The organism is Pseudomonas sp. HN11 (assembly GCF_021390155.1).
In the GTDB taxonomy this organism is placed as follows: domain Bacteria; phylum Pseudomonadota; class Gammaproteobacteria; order Pseudomonadales; family Pseudomonadaceae; genus Aquipseudomonas.
In genome coordinates this window covers 1,395,535-1,412,740 of the sequence record NZ_CP089985.1, presented here as the reverse complement: position 1 = coordinate 1,412,740, position 17,206 = coordinate 1,395,535, and the positions used below count along the sequence as shown (strand labels likewise).

The following is a 17,206-nucleotide window of genomic DNA, read 5'->3' as shown; positions in this document are numbered from 1 at the left end:
AATGGCCTGATGAAATACAGTGAGATAGACCACGAAGTGGGCGAATCCGCCCACGGTGGCTTAAGAAATTTCGCGCCTGAACGGCGGCAAGGCATTAAGGATAGCCTTGCCATAGCGCTGGGTGACCAATCGGCGGTCGAGCAAGGTGATGGTGCCCCGGTCCTCTTCAGTACGCAGCAAGCGCCCGCAGGCCTGGACCAGCTTCAGGGAAGCATCCGGCACCGAGATTTCCATGAACGGGTTACCGCCACGCGCTTCAATCCATTCGGCCAAGGCCGCTTCAACCGGATCATCCGGCACCGAGAACGGAATCTTGGCGATCACCACGTGTTCACAATAGGCACCCGGCAAGTCCACGCCTTCGGCAAAGCTCGCCAAGCCGAACAGCACGCTGGAATCACCACCATCCACCCGCGCCTTGTGCTTGTTCAGGGTTTCCTGCTTGGACAGGTTGCCCTGGATAAACACCTGCTTGCGCCAGTCACGGTCGAGGCCGTCGAACACGTCCTGCATCTGTTTGCGCGACGAGAACAGCACCAGCGTACCGCGTGAACCCTCTACCAGTTCCGGCAGGTCGCGGATGATCGCAGCGGTGTGGGCTGCCGCGTCGCGTGGGTCGGCCTTGAGGTCCGGCACCCGCAGCACGCCAGCGTCGGCGTGATGGAACGGGCTCGGCACCACGGCGGTGACAGCTTTTTTGGGCAGGCCGGCACGCATGCGGAAGCGGTCGAACGTGCCCAACGCAGTCAGCGTGGCCGAGGTCACCAGGCAGCCGTAGGCTACGTTCCACAAGTTGCGGCGCAGCATTTCGGCGGCGAGGATCGGGCTGGCGTTGACCTCGATGTCGAACAGCGCGCCGCTTTCCGACAGCGTCAGCCAGCGCGCCATCGGCGGGTTGTCTTCCGGGTCTTCGACGGTGAAGGCGGTCCACAACTCCCAGTTGCCCTGGGAACGGGACAGCAGGCTGCCGAATAGCGGGTACCATTCCTCGGCCTGGTTACTGGCGATGCCAATGTTGACCTCGCCGTCCATGCCTTCTTTAAGCAGGTCGGTGAGGCGGGTGAACAAGTCGGTCAGGCGTGAGAAACCCTTCTTCAGCTCGATGCCCATTTCGCGCATGTGTTCGGGGATCAACCCGCCGACAAACCGGTGACGCGGCCGCTCACGGCCCTCGACGTCTTCGCCGGGTTTGAAATCCGCCACCTGCTCACAGGCGCTGAACATGAATTGCTGCTGGGTCTTGATCTCCCGCGCCAGCTCCGGCACCTGTTCGATCAACTTGCCCAGGTCGCCGGGCAGTGGGTGCTGGGCCAGCAACTTGGTGAGGTTCTTCGCAGTGGTTTCCAGCCAGTCGGCAGTGGAGCGCAGCCGCGTGTAGTGGGCGAAGTGGCCGATGGCCTTGTCGGGAAGGTGATGGCCTTCGTCGAAGACATAGAGGGTGTCACGCGGGTCCGGCAATACCGCGCCGCCGCCCAGGGCCAGGTCAGCCAGGACCATATCGTGGTTGGTGACGATCACGTCGACCTTGCCCATGCCTTCGCGGGCCTTGTAGAAGGCGCACTGGCCGAAGTTGGGGCAATGACGGTTGGTGCACTGGCTGTGGTCGGTGGTCAGGCGCGCCCAGTCGGAATCTTCCAGGGCAGTGGGCCAGCTGTCGCGGTCGCCGTCCCACTTATTGCCGGCCAACTTCTCGATCATGCTGGTGAAGAGCTTCTGGCTGGCCTCATCGACTTCGATCTTGAAGCCTTCTTCTTCGAACAGCTGGGCAGTGGCGGTCTGCGCGTGGCCTTCCTGCAGCAACACGTCGAGCTTGGACAGGCACATGTAGCGGCCACGGCCCTTCGCCAGGGCGAAGGTGAAGTTCAGGCCGCTGTTGCGCATCAGGTCAGGCAAGTCTTTGTAGACAATCTGCTCTTGCAGGGCGACGGTGGCGGTGGCGATCACCAGGCGCTTGCCGGCGGCCTTGGCGGTGGGGATCGCGGCCAGGCTGTAGGCCACGGTCTTGCCGGTACCGGTGCCGGCCTCGACGGCCACGACCGCGGGCTCACCCTCGCGGCGACCTTCATCGTCGGTGTCGATATCCCCGAGGACCTTGGCCACTTCGGCGATCATCAGGCGTTGGCCGTAGCGCGGTTTCAAGCTCTTGGCTTCGAGAAAACGCGAGTAGGCGCCCTGGATCGTGGTTTTGAGTTCAGTGCTGATCATGGATAGTCGGGCGCAAAAAACGCTGGATAAATTTTCAGTGGTTCGGATCGGCGGCTATCATACCCCGCTAATGAATCCCGCGCAGAACGGAGTACCACAATGACCGCGTTTAGCCTTGCTTACACCCTGCATGTATTGGCCGCCCTGGTATGGGTCGGCGGTATGTTTTTCGCCTGGATGATCCTGCGCCCCGCCGCTGTGGCGGCACTTGAGGGCCCTGCCCGGCTCAAGCTTTGGGCGAATGTGTTTCAACGTTTTTTCGTGTGGGTGTGGGTCGCGGTGGCGATTTTGCCGATCAGCGGCATTGGCCTGCTGCAATTGCGCTTCAACGGGTTTGAGACCGCACCACGTTATGTGCAGGTGATGATGGGGTTGTACTTGGTGATGACGGCGCTGTTTATCCGTATCCAGGCTTTGAAATTCCCGGAACTGCGCACCGCAGTGGCGGCCGAGGATTGGCCGGCGGGAGCTGCGGTGCTGGGGCAGATTCGCCGGTTGGTGGGGATCAATTTGATCGTGGGACTGCTTGTGGTAGCCATTGCGTCGGCTCGGCCGATGTTCTGAAGCGACCCTGGCACCGCTTTCGCGAGCAAGCCCGCGCCCACATTTGAAATGCATTCCAAGTGTGGGCGCGGGCTTGCTCGCGAAAACGTCAGGCCAGGCGATTCAAAGCCGCTGAATGGTCACAGTGCCCGCAGGCCCAGCCGGCCCCGGCTGCCCTTCCAACCCTGGGCGGCCCTTCTCGCCGCCATCGGCGCGGTACACCACGCAGCCCTTGGACTGACCACCCTTGCCAGGCTTGCCCGCCGTACCGGCAAGACCACCGGCACCGCCATCCACCCAGACCTTGATTTGCTCAGCCGGGAAGTCCTGCGGCAACTCTACCCGCACCTGCGCGCCCGCCGCGCCGGGCAAACCGTCACCGCCGTTATCCCCATTGGCGCCGCGACCGGCCGAGCCCCAGGTGCAACCCGGATCTTCGCCATTGGCGCCATCCAGCCCGGCATAACCTTGGGCACCGGCGCCGCCTCGGGCGTCCACCGAGAGTTCTTCTGCTGCCAGGGAATTGATGCGCAAGGTCAGGTCGCGGCCAGCCTTGGCCGGTTTTTCGTGAGTGCCAGGAGCCCCGCGTGAGGTGATCTGGCTGCCGTGGTCCAACTGCGCATGGCGCACCTGCAATTGCAGCGCGGTGTTGCCCGGCACAATGGCGATGCGGGCGTCGCGGCCCAGGTGCAGTTCATCCACCGTGACCTGGCTGATAGTGGCGGGAATCAGCAAGGTGCCATAGTCCGCTACGTCCAGGCGCTCTAGTTGCAACACGCTGGTGCTGCTGGGCAGGCGCATCAACGAGTTGGTTTCCACACTGACGCTTTGAGCCAGGGCAACGGGGCTGACCAACAGGGCCAGCAGTAAAACCTTACGCATCGTGGAGCTCCCCTGAATTTTTTCAAAAAATATTTCTAGTTTTTCTTTGGATGCACAGTAACGACTTCCACGGGCGCTTTGCCAGTGAAGGATCAAAAAAGTTAATAAAGAGGGAGGATTGGCAGCAATGCCCCTGTGGATCCCACAGGGGCAAGGACCGTCAGCGGTTGATCTGGATTTCCGTGCAGCGGTTCAAGGCGCGGCCTTCAGCGGTTTTGTTGTCGGCTACCGGCTGGCTTTCGCCCGCGCCGGTCACCGAGACAAAGTTGCTGCGCGGTACGCCGGCGCCGGTCAGGTGTTCGTGACCGGGTGAGCGCATTTTCCGACAGTTCTGGTTGTAGGCATCTTTGTCGACGCTGTCGGTGTGGCCACTGACCCGCAACTGGCCGCTCAGGGCTTCAACCATGGCCGGTAGCAGCGCAGGTGGGCCACTTGGTTTTTTGCAAACCTGCGCAACCTGTCAATACTCCGGTTAGCAGAACCAAGGGTAGAGCTGTCCGCACGATGCTCATCTGATTTCTCCTGAGGGGATCGGCCGGGGCCGATGGGTGGGGTAAAGACGGCTCTTTTCATCGGCGCCACTACGCCGCGCCCCTTTATTCATTGAGGATCGCCGCATCTGTAGGACTTTTCGCGCTCACCCGCTCTAGGCCCGCACGCTCAGCCGCGCTAGTCTTTAGGGTCCTGATGTGAGGATCTCTGATGATCGCTGGTATTTCTGCCCGTACCCCCCAGCAAGCCTTGGCTGCCTTGCTCGACCTGCACCAGCCCAAACGCCTGTTGCTGTTGGGCGCCAGCCAGTTCCCGGCGCTGGAAGCTTTTCAAAAAGCGCACCCGGATACCCAAGTGGCCGTCGCGGCACCAGGCGCGTTGCCCACGGAGCTTGCCGCACAGCGTTTTGACCTGGCGCTGGTAGTGGACTGCCTGGAGCACCTGTCAAAACCGCAAGGCCTGACCCTGCTCGGCGGCATCCGTAACCTGAATGCCAGCCGCATCGCGGTGCTGGTGGACCTGGGCGCCTGCGACTGGAAGGACACCGACTTTTTCTCCCTGGCCTTGCAAGCCAGCGAGCGTTTCCAGCGCGATGAACAGGTTTTGACACTGTTTACCTACGATCTGCTTGACTATAAACAAGTGCCGGACTGGCTCAACGCCCGCTTCTGGGCCAACCCGGAAAACTTTGGAAAGTATTGGTGGTAAACCGATGAGTACATCCATTTGCCCCTGCGGCAGTGGCAACCTGCTGGATAACTGCTGCGGTCATTATCACGCCGGGCACCCGGCTCCCTGCGCCACCGCGTTAATGCGCTCGCGCTACACCGCCTATGTACTGGGCCTGGTGGACTACCTGGTCGCAACCACCCTGCCCGCACAACAGGCGGGTCTGGACCGCAATGCCATCGCCGCTTGGAGTGCCCAGAGCACGTGGCTCGGCCTTGAGGTGGAAAGCTCCGAGGTGTTCGGCGGCCAGCCAGAGCATGCGTTCGTGACCTTCACCGCGCGTTGGCATGACAGCACCGGCGAACATAGCCACCGCGAGCAGTCTTCTTTCGTACAGAATGACGGGCGCTGGTACTTCATCGATCCAACGGTGGAAGTGAAGGCCGGGCGCAACGATGCCTGCCTGTGCGGCAGCGGGCAGAAATTCAAGAAATGCTGTTCCAGCTATCTCTAGCCACCAAAGGACTAACGCCATGCTCCGGATGTACAGCTTGATGCTGGCGTTAACCCTTGGTCTAACCGGCTGCGCGTCGTGGTTTGAAGACGACTGCCCCCCGCCCCACGTGTCGCTGGTGAAAGTCGAAGTGGTGCGCGCCAAGCTGCTGGAGCAGAAATTCAAGCTGTACTTTCGCGTGGACAACCGCGACGACGCCGACCTGACCGTGCGCGGCCTGATCTACAAGGTGACCCTGGATGACTTTGTGCTGACCGAGGGTGAGTCCAACGAATGGCTCACCGTACCGCCACACAGTCATAAGTTTTTCCGGGTGTCGGTGCGCACCAACCTCTGGCCGCAGATCCGCGACGTGGTACAGATGCTGAAAAATCCCGACCGGCCTGTGCCGTATCGCCTGGAAGGTGAGCTGAAAACCGGATTATTCATCGGTTATGACGTGCAGGTGAACCACAATGGCGAGATAATCCCCGGCGATTTTATTCCGGAGCGACATCGATGACTCAGCAACCCCATGTCCATGGTCCTGATTGCAACCACGATCATGATCACCATGATCACGACCACGGCCATGTCCACGGCCCGAACTGCGGCCACGCTCATCAGGAGCCAGTACGTAATGCCTTGAAGGACGTGGGTCGCAATGATCCTTGCCCGTGCGGCAGCGAGAAGAAATTCAAGAAGTGTCACGGGGCGTAAAGCCCAAATGTGAGCGGGCTTGCTCGCGAAGGCGGTGTATCAGAAACACATTCAGTGACTGACGCTCCGTATTCGCGAGCAAGCCCGCTCCCACATTTAGACAGCACTTCAAATTCAGAATCTGCGTAGAAATCGCAGCTCCACTTCAAGCCCTCCGCCCTCCCGATTACGCAAATTCGACCGCCCGCCATGCGCCTTGGCGATGGTGTGAGCAATGCTCAAGCCCAAGCCATACCCGCCGGTCTGCGCATTACGTGAGCCCTCTACGCGATAAAACGGCTCCATCACCTGCTCCAGTTGTTCCTGGGGAATCCCCGGCCCTCGGTCGCTGATGACAACTTTTAAGCTATCCATCTGGTCCTCGACCCGCACCGTCACATCGCTGCCATAACGCACCGCGTTTTCCAGCAGGTTCTGCGCACAACGCTTGAGGCTGCGGGCGTACCCTGGGAGTGGCTGTTTTGCCCGGCCTTCGATCACCACCTTCTCACCCACATCCTGCAGATCCGCCTGCAAGCTTTGCAGCAAGGCATTGATGTCGATGTTCTGCCGCGCCTCGTTGTTTTCGCCACTGCTGACAAAATCCAGCGTACTGGCCACCATCTGTTCCATTTCCTCCAAGTCGCTGCGAAAACGTTCCTTGGTGCGGTTGTCCTCGAGCATCTCGGTGCGCAGACGCAGGCGTGTGATCGGTGAACGCAGGTCGTGGGAAATAGCCGCGAGAAACCGCGTGCGCTCGGCGATATTGGCGATCTAGAGCGCTTGTAACTTGGCGCTTGAAACTTGTAGCTTGTTGCTTCCCAATCCCCCAGCGTTGGAGCACCCGATGATCGACCTGTATTACTGGACGACCCCTAACGGTCACAAAGTATCGCTGTTCCTGGAAGAAGCCGGGCTGCCCTACAAAGTGCACCCGATCAACATCGGCCAGGGCGACCAGTTCAAGCCTGACTTCCTGAAGATCGCTCCCAACAATCGCATTCCGGCCATCGTCGATCAGCACCCGACCGACGGCGGCGCGCCGATTTCGCTATTTGAATCCGGCGCGATCCTGCTGTACCTCGCGGAAAAAACCGGCCAGTTCATTCCAAAAGACCTGCGCGGTCGTCAGGAAGCGCTGCAATGGTTGTTCTGGCAAATGGGTGGCCTGGGCCCTATGGCCGGTCAGAATCATCACTTCAGCCAGTTCGCGCCGGAAAAAATTCCGTATGCGATCAAGCGTTATGTGGATGAAACCGCCCGTCTTTACGGCGTGCTGGATCGACGGTTGGCGGATCGTGCATTCGTGGCGGGTGAGGACTACAGCATCGCGGACATGGCGATCTACCCGTGGATCGTTTCCCACAAGTGGCAGAGCCAGCGCCTGGAAGATTTCCCACACCTGCACCGCTGGTTCAACAGCATCAAGGAGCGGCCGGCGACGGTCCGCGCGTATGAGCTGGTGCAGAAAGTGAACCCGCCCAAGTCTTGATACGCAATTCCTGAAAATAAGGCATAGCTCCTGCTTGCGTCGTTTCGCCGCGCTCACTAACGTAGCGCCTTTACTGACGCTACCCCCGCAGGAGCTTTGCCATGGCCTCGCCAGCCCTCTCACATTTTCTTCCCCGGTTCGGCGTTGCCGCGGCAGTGGCCAGTGCGTTAAGCCTGGCCGGTTGCCAGCTCCAGAGCACCCAGGACACCCTGCCCCCCGTGGCCGGCGTACAACCGATCAAAGGCCTCGCGCAAAATGTGTCCGTACGCCGCAATGCCCAGGGCATGCCGCTGATCGAAAGCAACACCTTCCATGACGCACTGTTCAGCCTTGGTTATGTGCATGCCAGTGACCGCATCACCCAGATGGTCACCCTGCGCCTGCTCGCCCAGGGCCGCCTGGCGGAAATGTCCGGGCCCGAGGTGCTGGATGTCGACCGGTTCATGCGCGCGGTCAACCTGAAGAAAAGCGCCGGCGAGCTGTATAACGCCTCAAGTCCGCGCCTCAAGCGTTTCTTCGAAGTGTATGCGCGAGGCGTCAACGCCTACCTGTTCCGCTACCGCGACAAGCTGCCGCCGGACCTGGCCCAGACCGGCTACATGCCCGAGTACTGGAAGCCGGAAGATTCGGCACTGTTGTTCTGCCTGCTGAATTTCAGCGAGTCGGCCAACCTGCAGGAAGAAATTGCCTCCCTGCTGCTGGCGCAGAAAGTCGGCGTCGACAAACTTGCCTGGCTCACCCCGAGCGCGCCGGATGAAGCTATCCCGCTGGCCGAAGCCGAAAAACTCAAGGGCGTGAACCTGAGCCAGATCACCGGCTTGGCCGGGCTGGACGCGGTCAGCCAGCAACTGAGCAGCCTCAACTCCCTGGCAGTCACTACTTCGAGCAACTGGGCCATCGGCCCACAACGCAGCCGCAGCGGTAAAAGCCTGCTGGCCGGCGACCTCGCCGCCCAACCGCAAGCGCCATCGCCGTGGAGCTACGTGCAGATCCGTGCACCGAAATACCAGGCCGTGGGCGCCTCGATTGCCGGCCTGCCGACGCTGTTGTCCGGTTTCAACGGCAAAGTCGCTTGGAGCATGAGCACGGTCAAGGGCGACACCCAGGACCTGTTCCTGGAAAAAGTCCGACGCCAGGGCAACGCGTTGTACTACGAGAACAACGGCAAATGGCTACCCGCCGGTGTGCGTAACGAAACTTTCTTCGTCAAAGGCCAGCGCTCGATTCGCGAAGTGGTGTACGAAACCCGACACGGTGCCCTGCTCAACAGCAGCCAGGCGCTGACCACCGGTTTGGGCCTGGCGTTGCAAACCGCCGACTTCAAGGACGATAAGAGCCTGGATGCGTTCTTCGACCTGTCCCGCGCGCAAAACGCCGGCAAGGCCTCGGACGCCACCCGCGAGATCCGCGCCATCGCGCTTAACATGGTCTTCGCCGACGCCAGCAACATTGGCTGGCAAGTCACCGGGCGCTTCCCCAACCGTCGCGAAGGCGAAGGCCTGCTGCCGTCGCCGGGCTGGGATACGCGGTTCGACTGGGACGGTTACGCCGACGCGATGCTGCACCCCTATGACCAGGACCCGGCCCAAGGCTGGATCGGCACCGCCAACCAGCGCACCGCGCCGCGCGGTTATGGCATGCAGTTGTCCAACTCGTGGGACGCCCCGGAGCGCAGCGAGCGCCTGGCGCAATTGGCCAACGCAGGCAAGCATGACAGTCGCAGCGTGATCGCCATGCAATACGACCAGACCACCACCTTCGCCGCCAAGCTCAAGACCATGTTCCAGGCGCCGGGCATGGCCCAGCCGTTGAAACAGGCAATCGACGCATTACCAGCGACTGAACAGGCCAAGGCGCGGGAAACATTGAGTCACCTGATGGCTTTCGACGGTCGCCTGGTGTCCACCTCCGCCGACGCGGCGATATATGAACTGTTCCTGCAGGAAAGCACCAAGCAGATCTTTCTCGACGAACTCGGCCCGGAAAACAGTGCGAGCTGGAAGGCGTTTGTCAGCAATGCCAGCCTGTCCTATGCAGCGCAAGCCGACCACTTGCTGGGCCGTGAAGACAGCCCGTTCTGGGATGACGTGCGCACCCCGCAGAAAGAAGACAAACCGGCGATCCTCGCCCGCAGCCTGGCCGCCGCGATCAGCGCCGGTGACAGCCTGGGCGCCGATCACAAAGCCTGGCAATGGGGCAAACTGCACACCACTACCTGGAAAAACACCAATGGCCAGGTGATTCGCGGTCCGCTGGCCTCCGGTGGCGACCACAATACCCTGAACCCTGCGCCCTACAACTGGGGCCAGGACTTCACCACCACTCAGGTGCCGGCGCTGCGCATGATCGTCGATTTCGGCCAGGTGGAACCGATGATGGGCCAGGGCGGCATCGGCCAATCCGGCAACCCGGCCAGCCCGAACTATGCCAATGGCATCGACCCATCGCTCAAGGCGCAATACCTGAGCTTTCCGATGCAGCCGCAGAACTTCGAGAAGGCGTATGGGAAAACCCGGTTGACCCTGACCCCCGGTAAATAGCCTGATCAATGTGTGGGGGGTGGCTTGCTGTGGTGAGCCCCCCCCACAAATAGTTAATCGAACTTCTCCCCGCCCGCCCGCCTCCTACCTGATAAGCCCACTGCCCCCGGCACGCCCATGGACCTTGTCATCGCCCGCCCCGAAGGCCTCTATTGCCCCGCCGGAGATTTCTACATCGACCCGTGGCGCCCGGTGGAGCGTTCAGTCATCACCCACGCCCACGGCGACCACGCCCGCACAGGTAATCAGCACTATCTGGCGGCGGCTCCCGGCGAAGGCATACTGCGTTCGCGCCTGGGACAGGACATTAATCTGCAGACCCTGGCCTACGGCGAGCAACTCGTCCACCACGGTGTCACCCTGAGTTTTCACCCGGCGGGGCATGTGCTCGGTTCAGCCCAGGTACGCCTGGAATACCAGGGCGAAGTCTGGGTCGCGTCCGGCGACTACAAGGTCGAGCCCGACGGCACCTGCGCGCCATTCGAACCGGTGCGTTGCCACACCTTTATTACCGAATCCACCTTTGGCCTGCCGATCTACCGCTGGCAGCCCCAGGCGCAGATCTTCGCCGGGATCAATGATTGGTGGCAGGCGAACATCGCGGCGGGTAAGGCCAGCGTGTTGTTCTGTTATTCCTTCGGCAAGGCCCAGCGCATCCTGCATGGCATCGACGCCAGCATCGGTCCGATCCTCAGCCATGGCGCGGTCGAACCGTTGAACCGGGTGTACCGCGAGGCCGGCATCTATATCCCAGAAACGCTTTACGCCGGTGACTTCAAAAAGACCGACCCGCTGTTGCGCCAAGCCTTGATTATCGCCCCACCTTCCGCCGGCGGCAGCAGTTGGATAAAACGCTTTGGCGATTACAGCGACGCCTTCGCCAGCGGTTGGATGCGCCTGCGCGGCACACGACGGCGGCGCGTGGTTGACCGCGGTTTTGTACTGTCGGACCACGCCGACTGGCCCGGCCTGTTGTGGGCCATCGAGCAAACCGGCGCTGAGCGGGTGATGGTTACCCACGGGTCTGTCGGTGTTCTGGTGCGTCATCTGCGGGAAAAAGGCCTGGATGCCCAGGGCTTCACGACTGAATACGGTGATGACGAAGAAGAGGCCAGCGCATGAAAGCCTTTGCCGAGTTGTACGCGAACCTTGACGCCACCACGTCCAGCAACGCCAAGCTTGCCGCGCTGCAAGCCTACTTCCGCGAGGCCGCGCCGGAAGATGCGGCCTGGGCCGTGTATTTCCTGTCTGGTGGGCGACCTCGGCAACTGGTGCCGACGCGCCTGCTGCGCGATATGGCCACCGAAGCGTCGGGCATCGAGCCGTGGCTGTTCGAAGAAAGCTACCAATCGGTGGGCGACTTGGCAGAGACTATTTCCCTGTTGTTACCGGAGTCTGCCTACACCTCGGAGGACGGCCTGGCGGTGTGGCTGGAAGAAAAACTCCTCCCTCTACGTGGCCTGCCGCCGCAGGAATTAGCCGAACGTCTACCGGCGCTATGGACGCAACTGGATCAGCCCAGCCTGATGGTGTGCATCAAGTTGATCACCGGCAGCTTTCGTGTGGGCGTGTCCAAGCTACTGGTGACCCGAGCCCTCGCCGCGCTGGCCAATCTGGACAGCAAGCGCGTGGCGCAGAGGCTGGTGGGCTACACCGATTTATCCAATCGTCCGACAGCTGAGGGCTACCTCAAGCTGATCGCCGCCGAATCATCCGACGAACATGCGCAACGCGGCGGGCAACCTTACCCGTTTTTTCTCGCCCATGGCTTGGCGCAACCGGTGGAGCAATTTAACAATTTGCTCGGTTCTCCCGCCAACTGGCAAGTGGAGTGGAAGTGGGATGGCATCCGTGCACAACTGGTGAAACGTGACGGCCGCCTGTGGATCTGGTCCCGTGGCGAAGAGTTGGTGACCGAGCGTTTCCCCGAATTTCATAGCCTGGTGAGCGGCCTGCCCGATGGCACGGTGATCGATGGTGAAATCGTGGTGTGGAAAGACGCGGTGCAACCTTTCGCCCTGCTGCAACAACGGATCGGCCGAAAGACCCTGAGCAAAAAGGTGCTGGAGGATGCCCCGGTCGCGGTGCTCGCATACGACCTGCTGGAACACCAGGGCGACGACTGGCGCAACCACACCCAGGCAGAGCGTCGCACGCAACTTGAGCAGGTGATCGCCCAGTGCAACCAGCCGGTATTACTGGCATCTCCACTGTTGACCGGCGCAACCTGGGAGGAGCTGGCCGAGCAACGCGAAGCCTCTCGCAGCCTCGGCGTGGAAGGCATGATGCTCAAGGCACGCGATGGCTTCTACGGCGTCGGCCGCACCAAGGACATGGGCGTGTGGTGGAAGTGGAAGGTCGATCCGTTCAGCGTCGACGCAGTATTGATCTACGCCCAGCGCGGCCACGGCCGGCGCGCAAGCCTCTATAGCGACTACACCTTCGCCGTGTGGGACGGCCCGGCCGGCAGCGAGCGCACCCTGGTGCCGTTTGCCAAGGCCTACTCCGGCCTGACCGACGAAGAAATGCGCAAGGTCGATGCGATTGTGCGCAAGACCACGGTGGAAAAATTCGGCCCGGTCAGCAGCGTGACACCGAGCATGGTGTTTGAGCTGGGTTTCGAGGGCATTGCCCTGTCCAAGCGGCACAAGAGCGGGATTGCGGTGCGGTTTCCACGGATGTTGCGCTGGCGACAGGATAAGAACGTCGAGGAAGCCGACAATCTCGCCACCCTGCAAGACCTCCTGACCTGAATACAAGCCAGCTGCCACACATTTGATATGCGTCCGCTCCAACGTGGTGCGCTGAATTCTTGATGCCCATTTTCGGGCACCGTCTACTCTCAGACTTCCCTTATCACACCTTTTAAAACGTTCATTCGGAACTATGGTGCAGAAATTGCTACCTGTGATCCGTCTGATACCGCTCAGTAACAGTCCTAAACGCGCCACAAGCGCTTATCTTGGTTTCCAGGGATTACATAATGAAAAAAGCATTGCTGACCCTTTCTGCACTGGCTCTGTGCATGGCCGCAGGTGTAGCCACGGCCAAGGAATACAAGGAATTGCGTTTTGGTGTCGATCCGTCCTACGCACCGTTCGAATCCAAGGCCGCCGACGGCAGCCTGGTGGGCTTTGATATCGACCTGGGCAATGCGATCTGCGCCGAGCTGAAAGTGAAGTGCAAGTGGGTCGAAAGTGACTTCGACGGCATGATTCCAGGCCTCAAAGCCAACAAGTTCGATGGCGTAATTTCGTCCATGACCGTGACTCCAGTGCGGGAAAAGGCCATCGACTTCTCCAACGAACTGTTCTCCGGCCCTACTTCGCTGGTGTTCAAGAAAGGCGCAGGCTACTCGACGCCCGAGTCCCTCAAGGGCAAGTCCGTGGGCTACGAGCAAGGCACCATCCAGGAAGCCTATGCCAAGGCCGTACTGGACAAAGCCGGCGTGACCACCAAGGCCTACGCCAACCAGGACCAGGTGTATGCCGACCTGACGTCCGGCCGTCTCGACGCGTCCGTGCAGGACATGCTGCAAGCCGAGCTGGGCTTCCTGAAATCGCCGGCCGGTGCCGGTTATGAGGTCAGCGCAGCCATCGACGACCCACTGTTGCCGTCGAAAACCGCCATCGGTATCAAAAAAGGTAACACTGAACTGAAGGCGCTTTTGGATAAAGGTATCAAAGCGTTACACGATGATGGCACCTACGCCACCATCCAGAAGAAACACTTTGGCGATCTGAACCTGTACAGCGGCAAATAATGCCTGGAGCGCCCTTCCCCTGGAGGGGCGCTTTTTTATCGCCATAGGTCCTGATTTATGTTCGAAGAATTGTTGCAAACCCTCGGGTTGAGCGCGCTCAGCCTGAAGGGTTTCGGCCCGCTGTTGCTACAAGGCACCTGGATGACCATCAAGTTGTCGGTACTGTCACTGGCCGTCAGCGTGTTGCTGGGCCTGCTTGGCGCCAGTGCCAAATTGTCCAGCCTGCCCTTCCTGCGTATCCCCGCCCAGCTCTACACCACGTTGATCCGCGGTGTGCCCGACCTGGTGCTGATGCTGCTGATTTTCTACAGCCTGCAAACCTGGCTGACCGGTTTGACCGACTTCATGGAATGGGAATACATCGAGATCGACCCCTTCAGCGCCGGGGTTATCACCCTGGGCTTTATCTACGGTGCCTACTTTACCGAGACTTTTCGCGGTGCGATCCTGGCGGTGCCCCGTGGCCAACTGGAAGCCGCCACGGCCTACGGCCTCAAGCGTGGCCAGCGGTTTCGCTACGTGACCTTCCCGCAGATGATGCGCTTTGCCCTGCCGGGTATCGGCAATAACTGGATGGTGATGCTCAAGGCCACGGCTCTGGTGTCGATCATCGGCCTGGCCGATCTGGTCAAGGCTGCCCAGGATGCCGGCAAGAGCACCTATCAGCTGTTTTACTTTCTGGTACTCGCGGCATTGATCTACCTGTTGATCACCAGCGCGTCCAACTTCGTCCTGCGCCGCCTTGAACATCGTTACTCCGCGGGTGCCCGGGAGGCCGTGCGATGATCGAACTCTTGCAGGAATACTGGCGTCCCTTCCTTTATAGCGACGGCCAGCACATTACCGGCCTCGCCATGACCATGTGGTTGCTCACCGCCGCCCTGGTCATCGGCTTCCTGGTGTCGATCCCGTTGTCCATCGCCCGCGTGTCGCGCAAGCGCCTGGTGCGTTGGCCGGTGCAGTTCTACACCTACCTGTTCCGGGGCACGCCGCTCTATATCCAGCTGCTGATCTGCTACACCGGCATCTACAGCATCGCCGCGGTGCGCGAACAACCGCTGCTGGATGCGTTCTTTCGCGATGCGATGAACTGCACCATCCTGGCCTTCGCTCTCAACACCTGCGCCTACACAACGGAGATTTTTGCCGGGGCGATCCGCAGCATGGCCCATGGCGAAGTCGAAGCGGCCAAGGCTTACGGCCTGAGTGGCTGGAAGCTGTACGCCTACGTGATCATGCCGTCGGCGTTGCGTCGCTCGCTGCCCTACTACAGCAATGAAGTGATCCTGATGCTGCACTCGACCACAGTGGCTTTCACCGCGACGATCCCCGACATCCTCAAAGTGGCGCGGGATGCCAACTCGGCCACCTTCATGACCTTTCAATCATTCGGTATCGCTGCGCTGATCTACCTGACCGTGACCTTTGCCCTGGTCGGTCTGTTCCGGTTGGCGGAGCGTCGCTGGCTGGCGTTCCTCGGGCCGAGTCATTAAGGAGTGTGTATGCGTCATCAGGTTCATGAACTGATCGCGCCAGTGCCAGGTACGGCGCGGCAGATTCACAGTTTTCACTTTGGCCCGGAGCAGGCTGAGGGCAAGATCTACATTCAGTCTTCGCTGCATGCCGACGAGTTGCCGGGCATGCTGGTGGCCTGGCACCTCAAGCTGCGCCTGGCTGAATTGGCGGCTGCCGGCCGCCTGCGCAGCGAGATCGTGCTGGTGCCCATCGCCAATCCGGTCGGCCTGGAACAGGTGTTGATGGATATTCCGCTGGGCCGCTACGAGCTGGAGAGCGGGCAGAACTTCAATCGCCTGTTTGTCGATCTCAGCGAAGAAGTGGGTAACCAGATCGAGGATTTACTCGGCGATGCTCCCGAAGACAACGTCAAATTGATCCGCTCGGCGCTGTCCAATGCCCTCGCCGCACAACGCGCCGAGACCCAGTTGCAATCCCAGCGCCTGGTGCTGCAACGCCTGGCGTGTGATGCCGACATGGTGCTGGACCTGCATTGCGACTTCGAAGCCGTGGCGCACTTGTACACCACGCCCGAGGCCTGGGCGCAGGTGGAGCCGCTAGCATGTTACATCGGTTCGGAGGCGAATCTGCTGGCGACCGACTCCGGCGGGCAGTCCTTCGATGAGTGTTTCACCCTGGTGTGGTGGCAGTTGCAGCAACGCTTCGGCGAGCGCTTCCCGATCCCCATGGGCAGCTTTTCGGTCACCGTCGAGCTGCGTGGGCAGGGCGACGTCAACCACGGCCTGGCCAGCCTCGACTGCCAGGCGATCATCGATTACCTGATTCACTTCGGCGCCATCACCGGGGAAGTGGCACCCCTCCCCGACCTGCCCTACCCGGCCACGCCGTTGGCCGGCGTTGAACCCGTGGCTACGCCTGTAGGTGGCCTGCTGGTATTCCGCGCCCTGCCCGGTGAATACCTGGAGGCCGGGCAACTGATCGCTGAAATCATCGACCCCATTACCGACCGCGTAACGCCCGTGCATTGTCGCAATGCCGGCCTGCTTTACGCCCGCTCGCTACGCCGCATGGCCACTGCCGGGATGGTCATCGGCCATGTCGCCGGCAGCCAGGCCTACCGCAGCGGCTATCTACTTTCGCCTTAAGGATGCACGCCCCATGTACAAATTGACCGTTGAAGGCCTGCATAAAAGCTATGGCGACAATGAGGTGCTCAAAGGTGTTTCGCTCAAGGCCAAGACCGGGGACGTGATCAGCCTGATCGGCGCCAGCGGCTCCGGCAAGAGCACCTTTTTGCGCTGCATCAACTTCCTGGAAACCCCCAACGACGGCGCCATGACCCTCGACGGCCAGCCAATCCGCATGGTCAGTGACCGCCACGGCATGCGCGTGGCCGACGACGCCGAATTACAACGCCTGCGTACGCGGCTGGCGATGGTGTTCCAGCACTTCAACCTGTGGAGCCACATGAGCGTGCTGGAAAACATCACCATGGCCCCGCGCCGGGTGCTGGGTTGCAGCAAGAAGGACGCCGAGGACCGTGCCCGTCGCTACCTGGACAAGGTGGGTTTGCCGGGGCGCGTGGCCGATCAATACCCGGCGTTCCTGTCCGGCGGCCAGCAGCAACGCGTCGCCATCGCCCGCGCCTTGGCGATGGAACCGGAGGTCATGCTGTTCGACGAACCCACCTCGGCCCTCGACCCGGAGTTGGTGGGAGAAGTATTGAAGGTCATCCAAGGCCTGGCCGAGGAAGGCCGCACCATGATCATGGTGACCCACGAAATGAGCTTTGCACGCAAGGTGTCGAGCCAGGTGTTGTTCCTGCACCAGGGCCTGGTGGAAGAGCAAGGCGCGCCGGAGGAGGTGCTGGGCAACCCGAAGAGTGACCGTTTGCAGCAGTTCTTAAGTGGCAACTTGAAGTAAACCTTTGGCCGCTCTGGAGGGTCTGTGGA

The 17,206-nt window shown here is 61.0% G+C and carries 16 protein-coding genes and 2 pseudogenes; 14 read left to right on the top strand and 4 right to left on the bottom strand.

Annotated elements, in window-relative coordinates; genetic code table 11:
• Positions 1-60 precede the first annotated feature (60 nt).
• On the bottom strand, positions 61-2,205 hold the full coding sequence (gene dinG, locus LVW35_RS06420) for an ATP-dependent DNA helicase DinG (RefSeq protein WP_028619241.1): 2,145 nt from the start codon (positions 2,203-2,205) through the stop codon (positions 61-63).
• Between the two features lie 99 nt (positions 2,206-2,304).
• Between dinG and LVW35_RS06415 the strand changes: the two genes are divergently transcribed.
• Complete coding sequence (locus tag LVW35_RS06415; RefSeq protein ID WP_233894305.1) at positions 2,305-2,769, top strand: CopD family protein; 465 nt, start codon at positions 2,305-2,307, stop codon at positions 2,767-2,769.
• Between the two features lie 102 nt (positions 2,770-2,871).
• Here the strand turns inward: LVW35_RS06415 and LVW35_RS06410 are convergent, their stop codons facing one another.
• Positions 2,872-3,630: a collagen-like protein gene (locus tag LVW35_RS06410; protein WP_233894304.1), complete on the bottom strand. Its 759-nt coding sequence runs from the start codon at positions 3,628-3,630 to the stop codon at positions 2,872-2,874.
• Between the two features lie 160 nt (positions 3,631-3,790).
• Positions 3,791-4,142, bottom strand: a pseudogene (locus LVW35_RS06405) (OmpA family protein).
• Between the two features lie 190 nt (positions 4,143-4,332).
• Here LVW35_RS06405 and LVW35_RS06395 point away from each other — a divergent pair.
• From LVW35_RS06395 to LVW35_RS06380, 4 genes are read left to right on the top strand one after another with little or no spacing between them, the layout of a single operon-like run.
• A complete protein-coding gene (locus LVW35_RS06395) occupies positions 4,333-4,830 on the top strand; it encodes a DUF6231 family protein (RefSeq protein ID WP_233894302.1) in 498 nt (165 codons plus the stop codon).
• Positions 4,831-4,834: 4 nt separating this feature from the next.
• Entirely contained in the window at positions 4,835-5,305 is a 471-nt protein-coding gene (locus tag LVW35_RS06390) for a YchJ family protein (protein WP_233894301.1), read from the top strand.
• A gap of 19 nt (positions 5,306-5,324) precedes the next feature.
• The gene (locus LVW35_RS06385) at positions 5,325-5,807 is read left to right on the top strand and encodes an LEA type 2 family protein (protein ID WP_233894300.1); all 483 of its coding nucleotides are present in this window, start codon (positions 5,325-5,327) and stop codon (positions 5,805-5,807) included.
• Complete coding sequence (locus LVW35_RS06380) at positions 5,804-6,004, top strand: SEC-C metal-binding domain-containing protein (RefSeq protein ID WP_003189235.1); 201 nt, start codon at positions 5,804-5,806, stop codon at positions 6,002-6,004. Before LVW35_RS06385 ends, LVW35_RS06380 begins: the two co-directional genes overlap by 4 nt.
• Positions 6,005-6,118: 114 nt before the next feature.
• Here the strand turns inward: LVW35_RS06380 and LVW35_RS06375 are convergent.
• Positions 6,119-6,757 (bottom strand): annotated as a pseudogene (locus tag LVW35_RS06375) (sensor histidine kinase); the annotation flags it as partial.
• Between the two features lie 73 nt (positions 6,758-6,830).
• Between LVW35_RS06375 and LVW35_RS06370 the strand changes: the two are divergent.
• From LVW35_RS06370 to LVW35_RS06330, 9 genes are all read left to right on the top strand, one after another.
• Entirely contained in the window at positions 6,831-7,475 is a 645-nt protein-coding gene (locus tag LVW35_RS06370; RefSeq protein WP_233894298.1) for a glutathione S-transferase N-terminal domain-containing protein, read from the top strand.
• Positions 7,476-7,576: 101 nt separating this feature from the next.
• Positions 7,577-10,015 carry a penicillin acylase family protein gene (locus LVW35_RS06365; protein ID WP_233894297.1) on the top strand — a complete coding sequence of 813 codons (2,439 nt, stop codon included), beginning with the start codon at positions 7,577-7,579 and terminating at the stop codon, positions 10,013-10,015.
• 117 nt (positions 10,016-10,132) lie between these two features.
• Positions 10,133-11,137 (top strand): ligase-associated DNA damage response exonuclease, encoded by a 1,005-nt coding sequence (locus tag LVW35_RS06360; protein ID WP_233894295.1) that lies wholly within the window; start codon positions 10,133-10,135, stop codon positions 11,135-11,137.
• Positions 11,134-12,768 (top strand): ATP-dependent DNA ligase, encoded by a 1,635-nt coding sequence (locus LVW35_RS06355; RefSeq protein WP_233894293.1) that lies wholly within the window; start codon positions 11,134-11,136, stop codon positions 12,766-12,768. The genes LVW35_RS06360 and LVW35_RS06355 overlap by 4 nt, the downstream gene beginning before the upstream one ends.
• Positions 12,769-12,998: 230 nt before the next feature.
• Complete coding sequence (locus LVW35_RS06350) at positions 12,999-13,778, top strand: transporter substrate-binding domain-containing protein (protein ID WP_057723170.1); 780 nt, start codon at positions 12,999-13,001, stop codon at positions 13,776-13,778.
• 57 nt (positions 13,779-13,835) lie between these two features.
• Positions 13,836-14,564 carry an ABC transporter permease gene (locus tag LVW35_RS06345; RefSeq protein ID WP_233894291.1) on the top strand — a complete coding sequence of 243 codons (729 nt, stop codon included), beginning with the start codon at positions 13,836-13,838 and terminating at the stop codon, positions 14,562-14,564.
• Positions 14,561-15,271: an ABC transporter permease gene (locus tag LVW35_RS06340; protein ID WP_078047226.1), complete on the top strand. Its 711-nt coding sequence runs from the start codon at positions 14,561-14,563 to the stop codon at positions 15,269-15,271. The genes LVW35_RS06345 and LVW35_RS06340 overlap by 4 nt, the downstream gene beginning before the upstream one ends.
• Before the next feature lie 9 nt (positions 15,272-15,280).
• Entirely contained in the window at positions 15,281-16,399 is a 1,119-nt protein-coding gene (locus tag LVW35_RS06335) for a succinylglutamate desuccinylase/aspartoacylase family protein (protein WP_233894289.1), read from the top strand.
• A 13-nt stretch (positions 16,400-16,412) separates the two neighbouring features.
• Positions 16,413-17,177, top strand: coding sequence for an ABC transporter ATP-binding protein (locus tag LVW35_RS06330; protein WP_233894288.1), 765 nt, complete (start codon positions 16,413-16,415; stop codon positions 17,175-17,177).
• Positions 17,178-17,206: the final 29 nt, after the last annotated feature.

Excerpts from the sequence above, each read along its gene's own strand:
- LVW35_RS06415 (WP_233894305.1), top strand. The coding sequence starts at position 2,305 with ATGACCGCGTTTAGCCTTGCTTACACCCTGCATGTATTGGCCGCCCTG.
- LVW35_RS06335 (WP_233894289.1), top strand. The coding sequence starts at position 15,281 with ATGCGTCATCAGGTTCATGAACTGATCGCGCCAGTGCCAGGTACGGCG.
- LVW35_RS06410 (WP_233894304.1), bottom strand. The coding sequence starts at position 3,630 with ATGCGTAAGGTTTTACTGCTGGCCCTGTTGGTCAGCCCCGTTGCCCTG.
- LVW35_RS06385 (WP_233894300.1), top strand. The coding sequence starts at position 5,325 with ATGCTCCGGATGTACAGCTTGATGCTGGCGTTAACCCTTGGTCTAACC.
- LVW35_RS06395 (WP_233894302.1), top strand. The coding sequence starts at position 4,333 with ATGATCGCTGGTATTTCTGCCCGTACCCCCCAGCAAGCCTTGGCTGCC.
- LVW35_RS06330 (WP_233894288.1), top strand. The coding sequence starts at position 16,413 with ATGTACAAATTGACCGTTGAAGGCCTGCATAAAAGCTATGGCGACAAT.
- LVW35_RS06360 (WP_233894295.1), top strand. The coding sequence starts at position 10,133 with ATGGACCTTGTCATCGCCCGCCCCGAAGGCCTCTATTGCCCCGCCGGA.
- LVW35_RS06390 (WP_233894301.1), top strand. The coding sequence starts at position 4,835 with ATGAGTACATCCATTTGCCCCTGCGGCAGTGGCAACCTGCTGGATAAC.
- LVW35_RS06350 (WP_057723170.1), top strand. The coding sequence starts at position 12,999 with ATGAAAAAAGCATTGCTGACCCTTTCTGCACTGGCTCTGTGCATGGCC.
- LVW35_RS06380 (WP_003189235.1), top strand. The coding sequence starts at position 5,804 with ATGACTCAGCAACCCCATGTCCATGGTCCTGATTGCAACCACGATCAT.
- LVW35_RS06345 (WP_233894291.1), top strand. The coding sequence starts at position 13,836 with ATGTTCGAAGAATTGTTGCAAACCCTCGGGTTGAGCGCGCTCAGCCTG.
- LVW35_RS06365 (WP_233894297.1), top strand. The coding sequence starts at position 7,577 with ATGGCCTCGCCAGCCCTCTCACATTTTCTTCCCCGGTTCGGCGTTGCC.
- dinG (WP_028619241.1), bottom strand. The coding sequence starts at position 2,205 with ATGATCAGCACTGAACTCAAAACCACGATCCAGGGCGCCTACTCGCGT.
- LVW35_RS06370 (WP_233894298.1), top strand. The coding sequence starts at position 6,831 with ATGATCGACCTGTATTACTGGACGACCCCTAACGGTCACAAAGTATCG.
- LVW35_RS06355 (WP_233894293.1), top strand. The coding sequence starts at position 11,134 with ATGAAAGCCTTTGCCGAGTTGTACGCGAACCTTGACGCCACCACGTCC.
- LVW35_RS06340 (WP_078047226.1), top strand. The coding sequence starts at position 14,561 with ATGATCGAACTCTTGCAGGAATACTGGCGTCCCTTCCTTTATAGCGAC.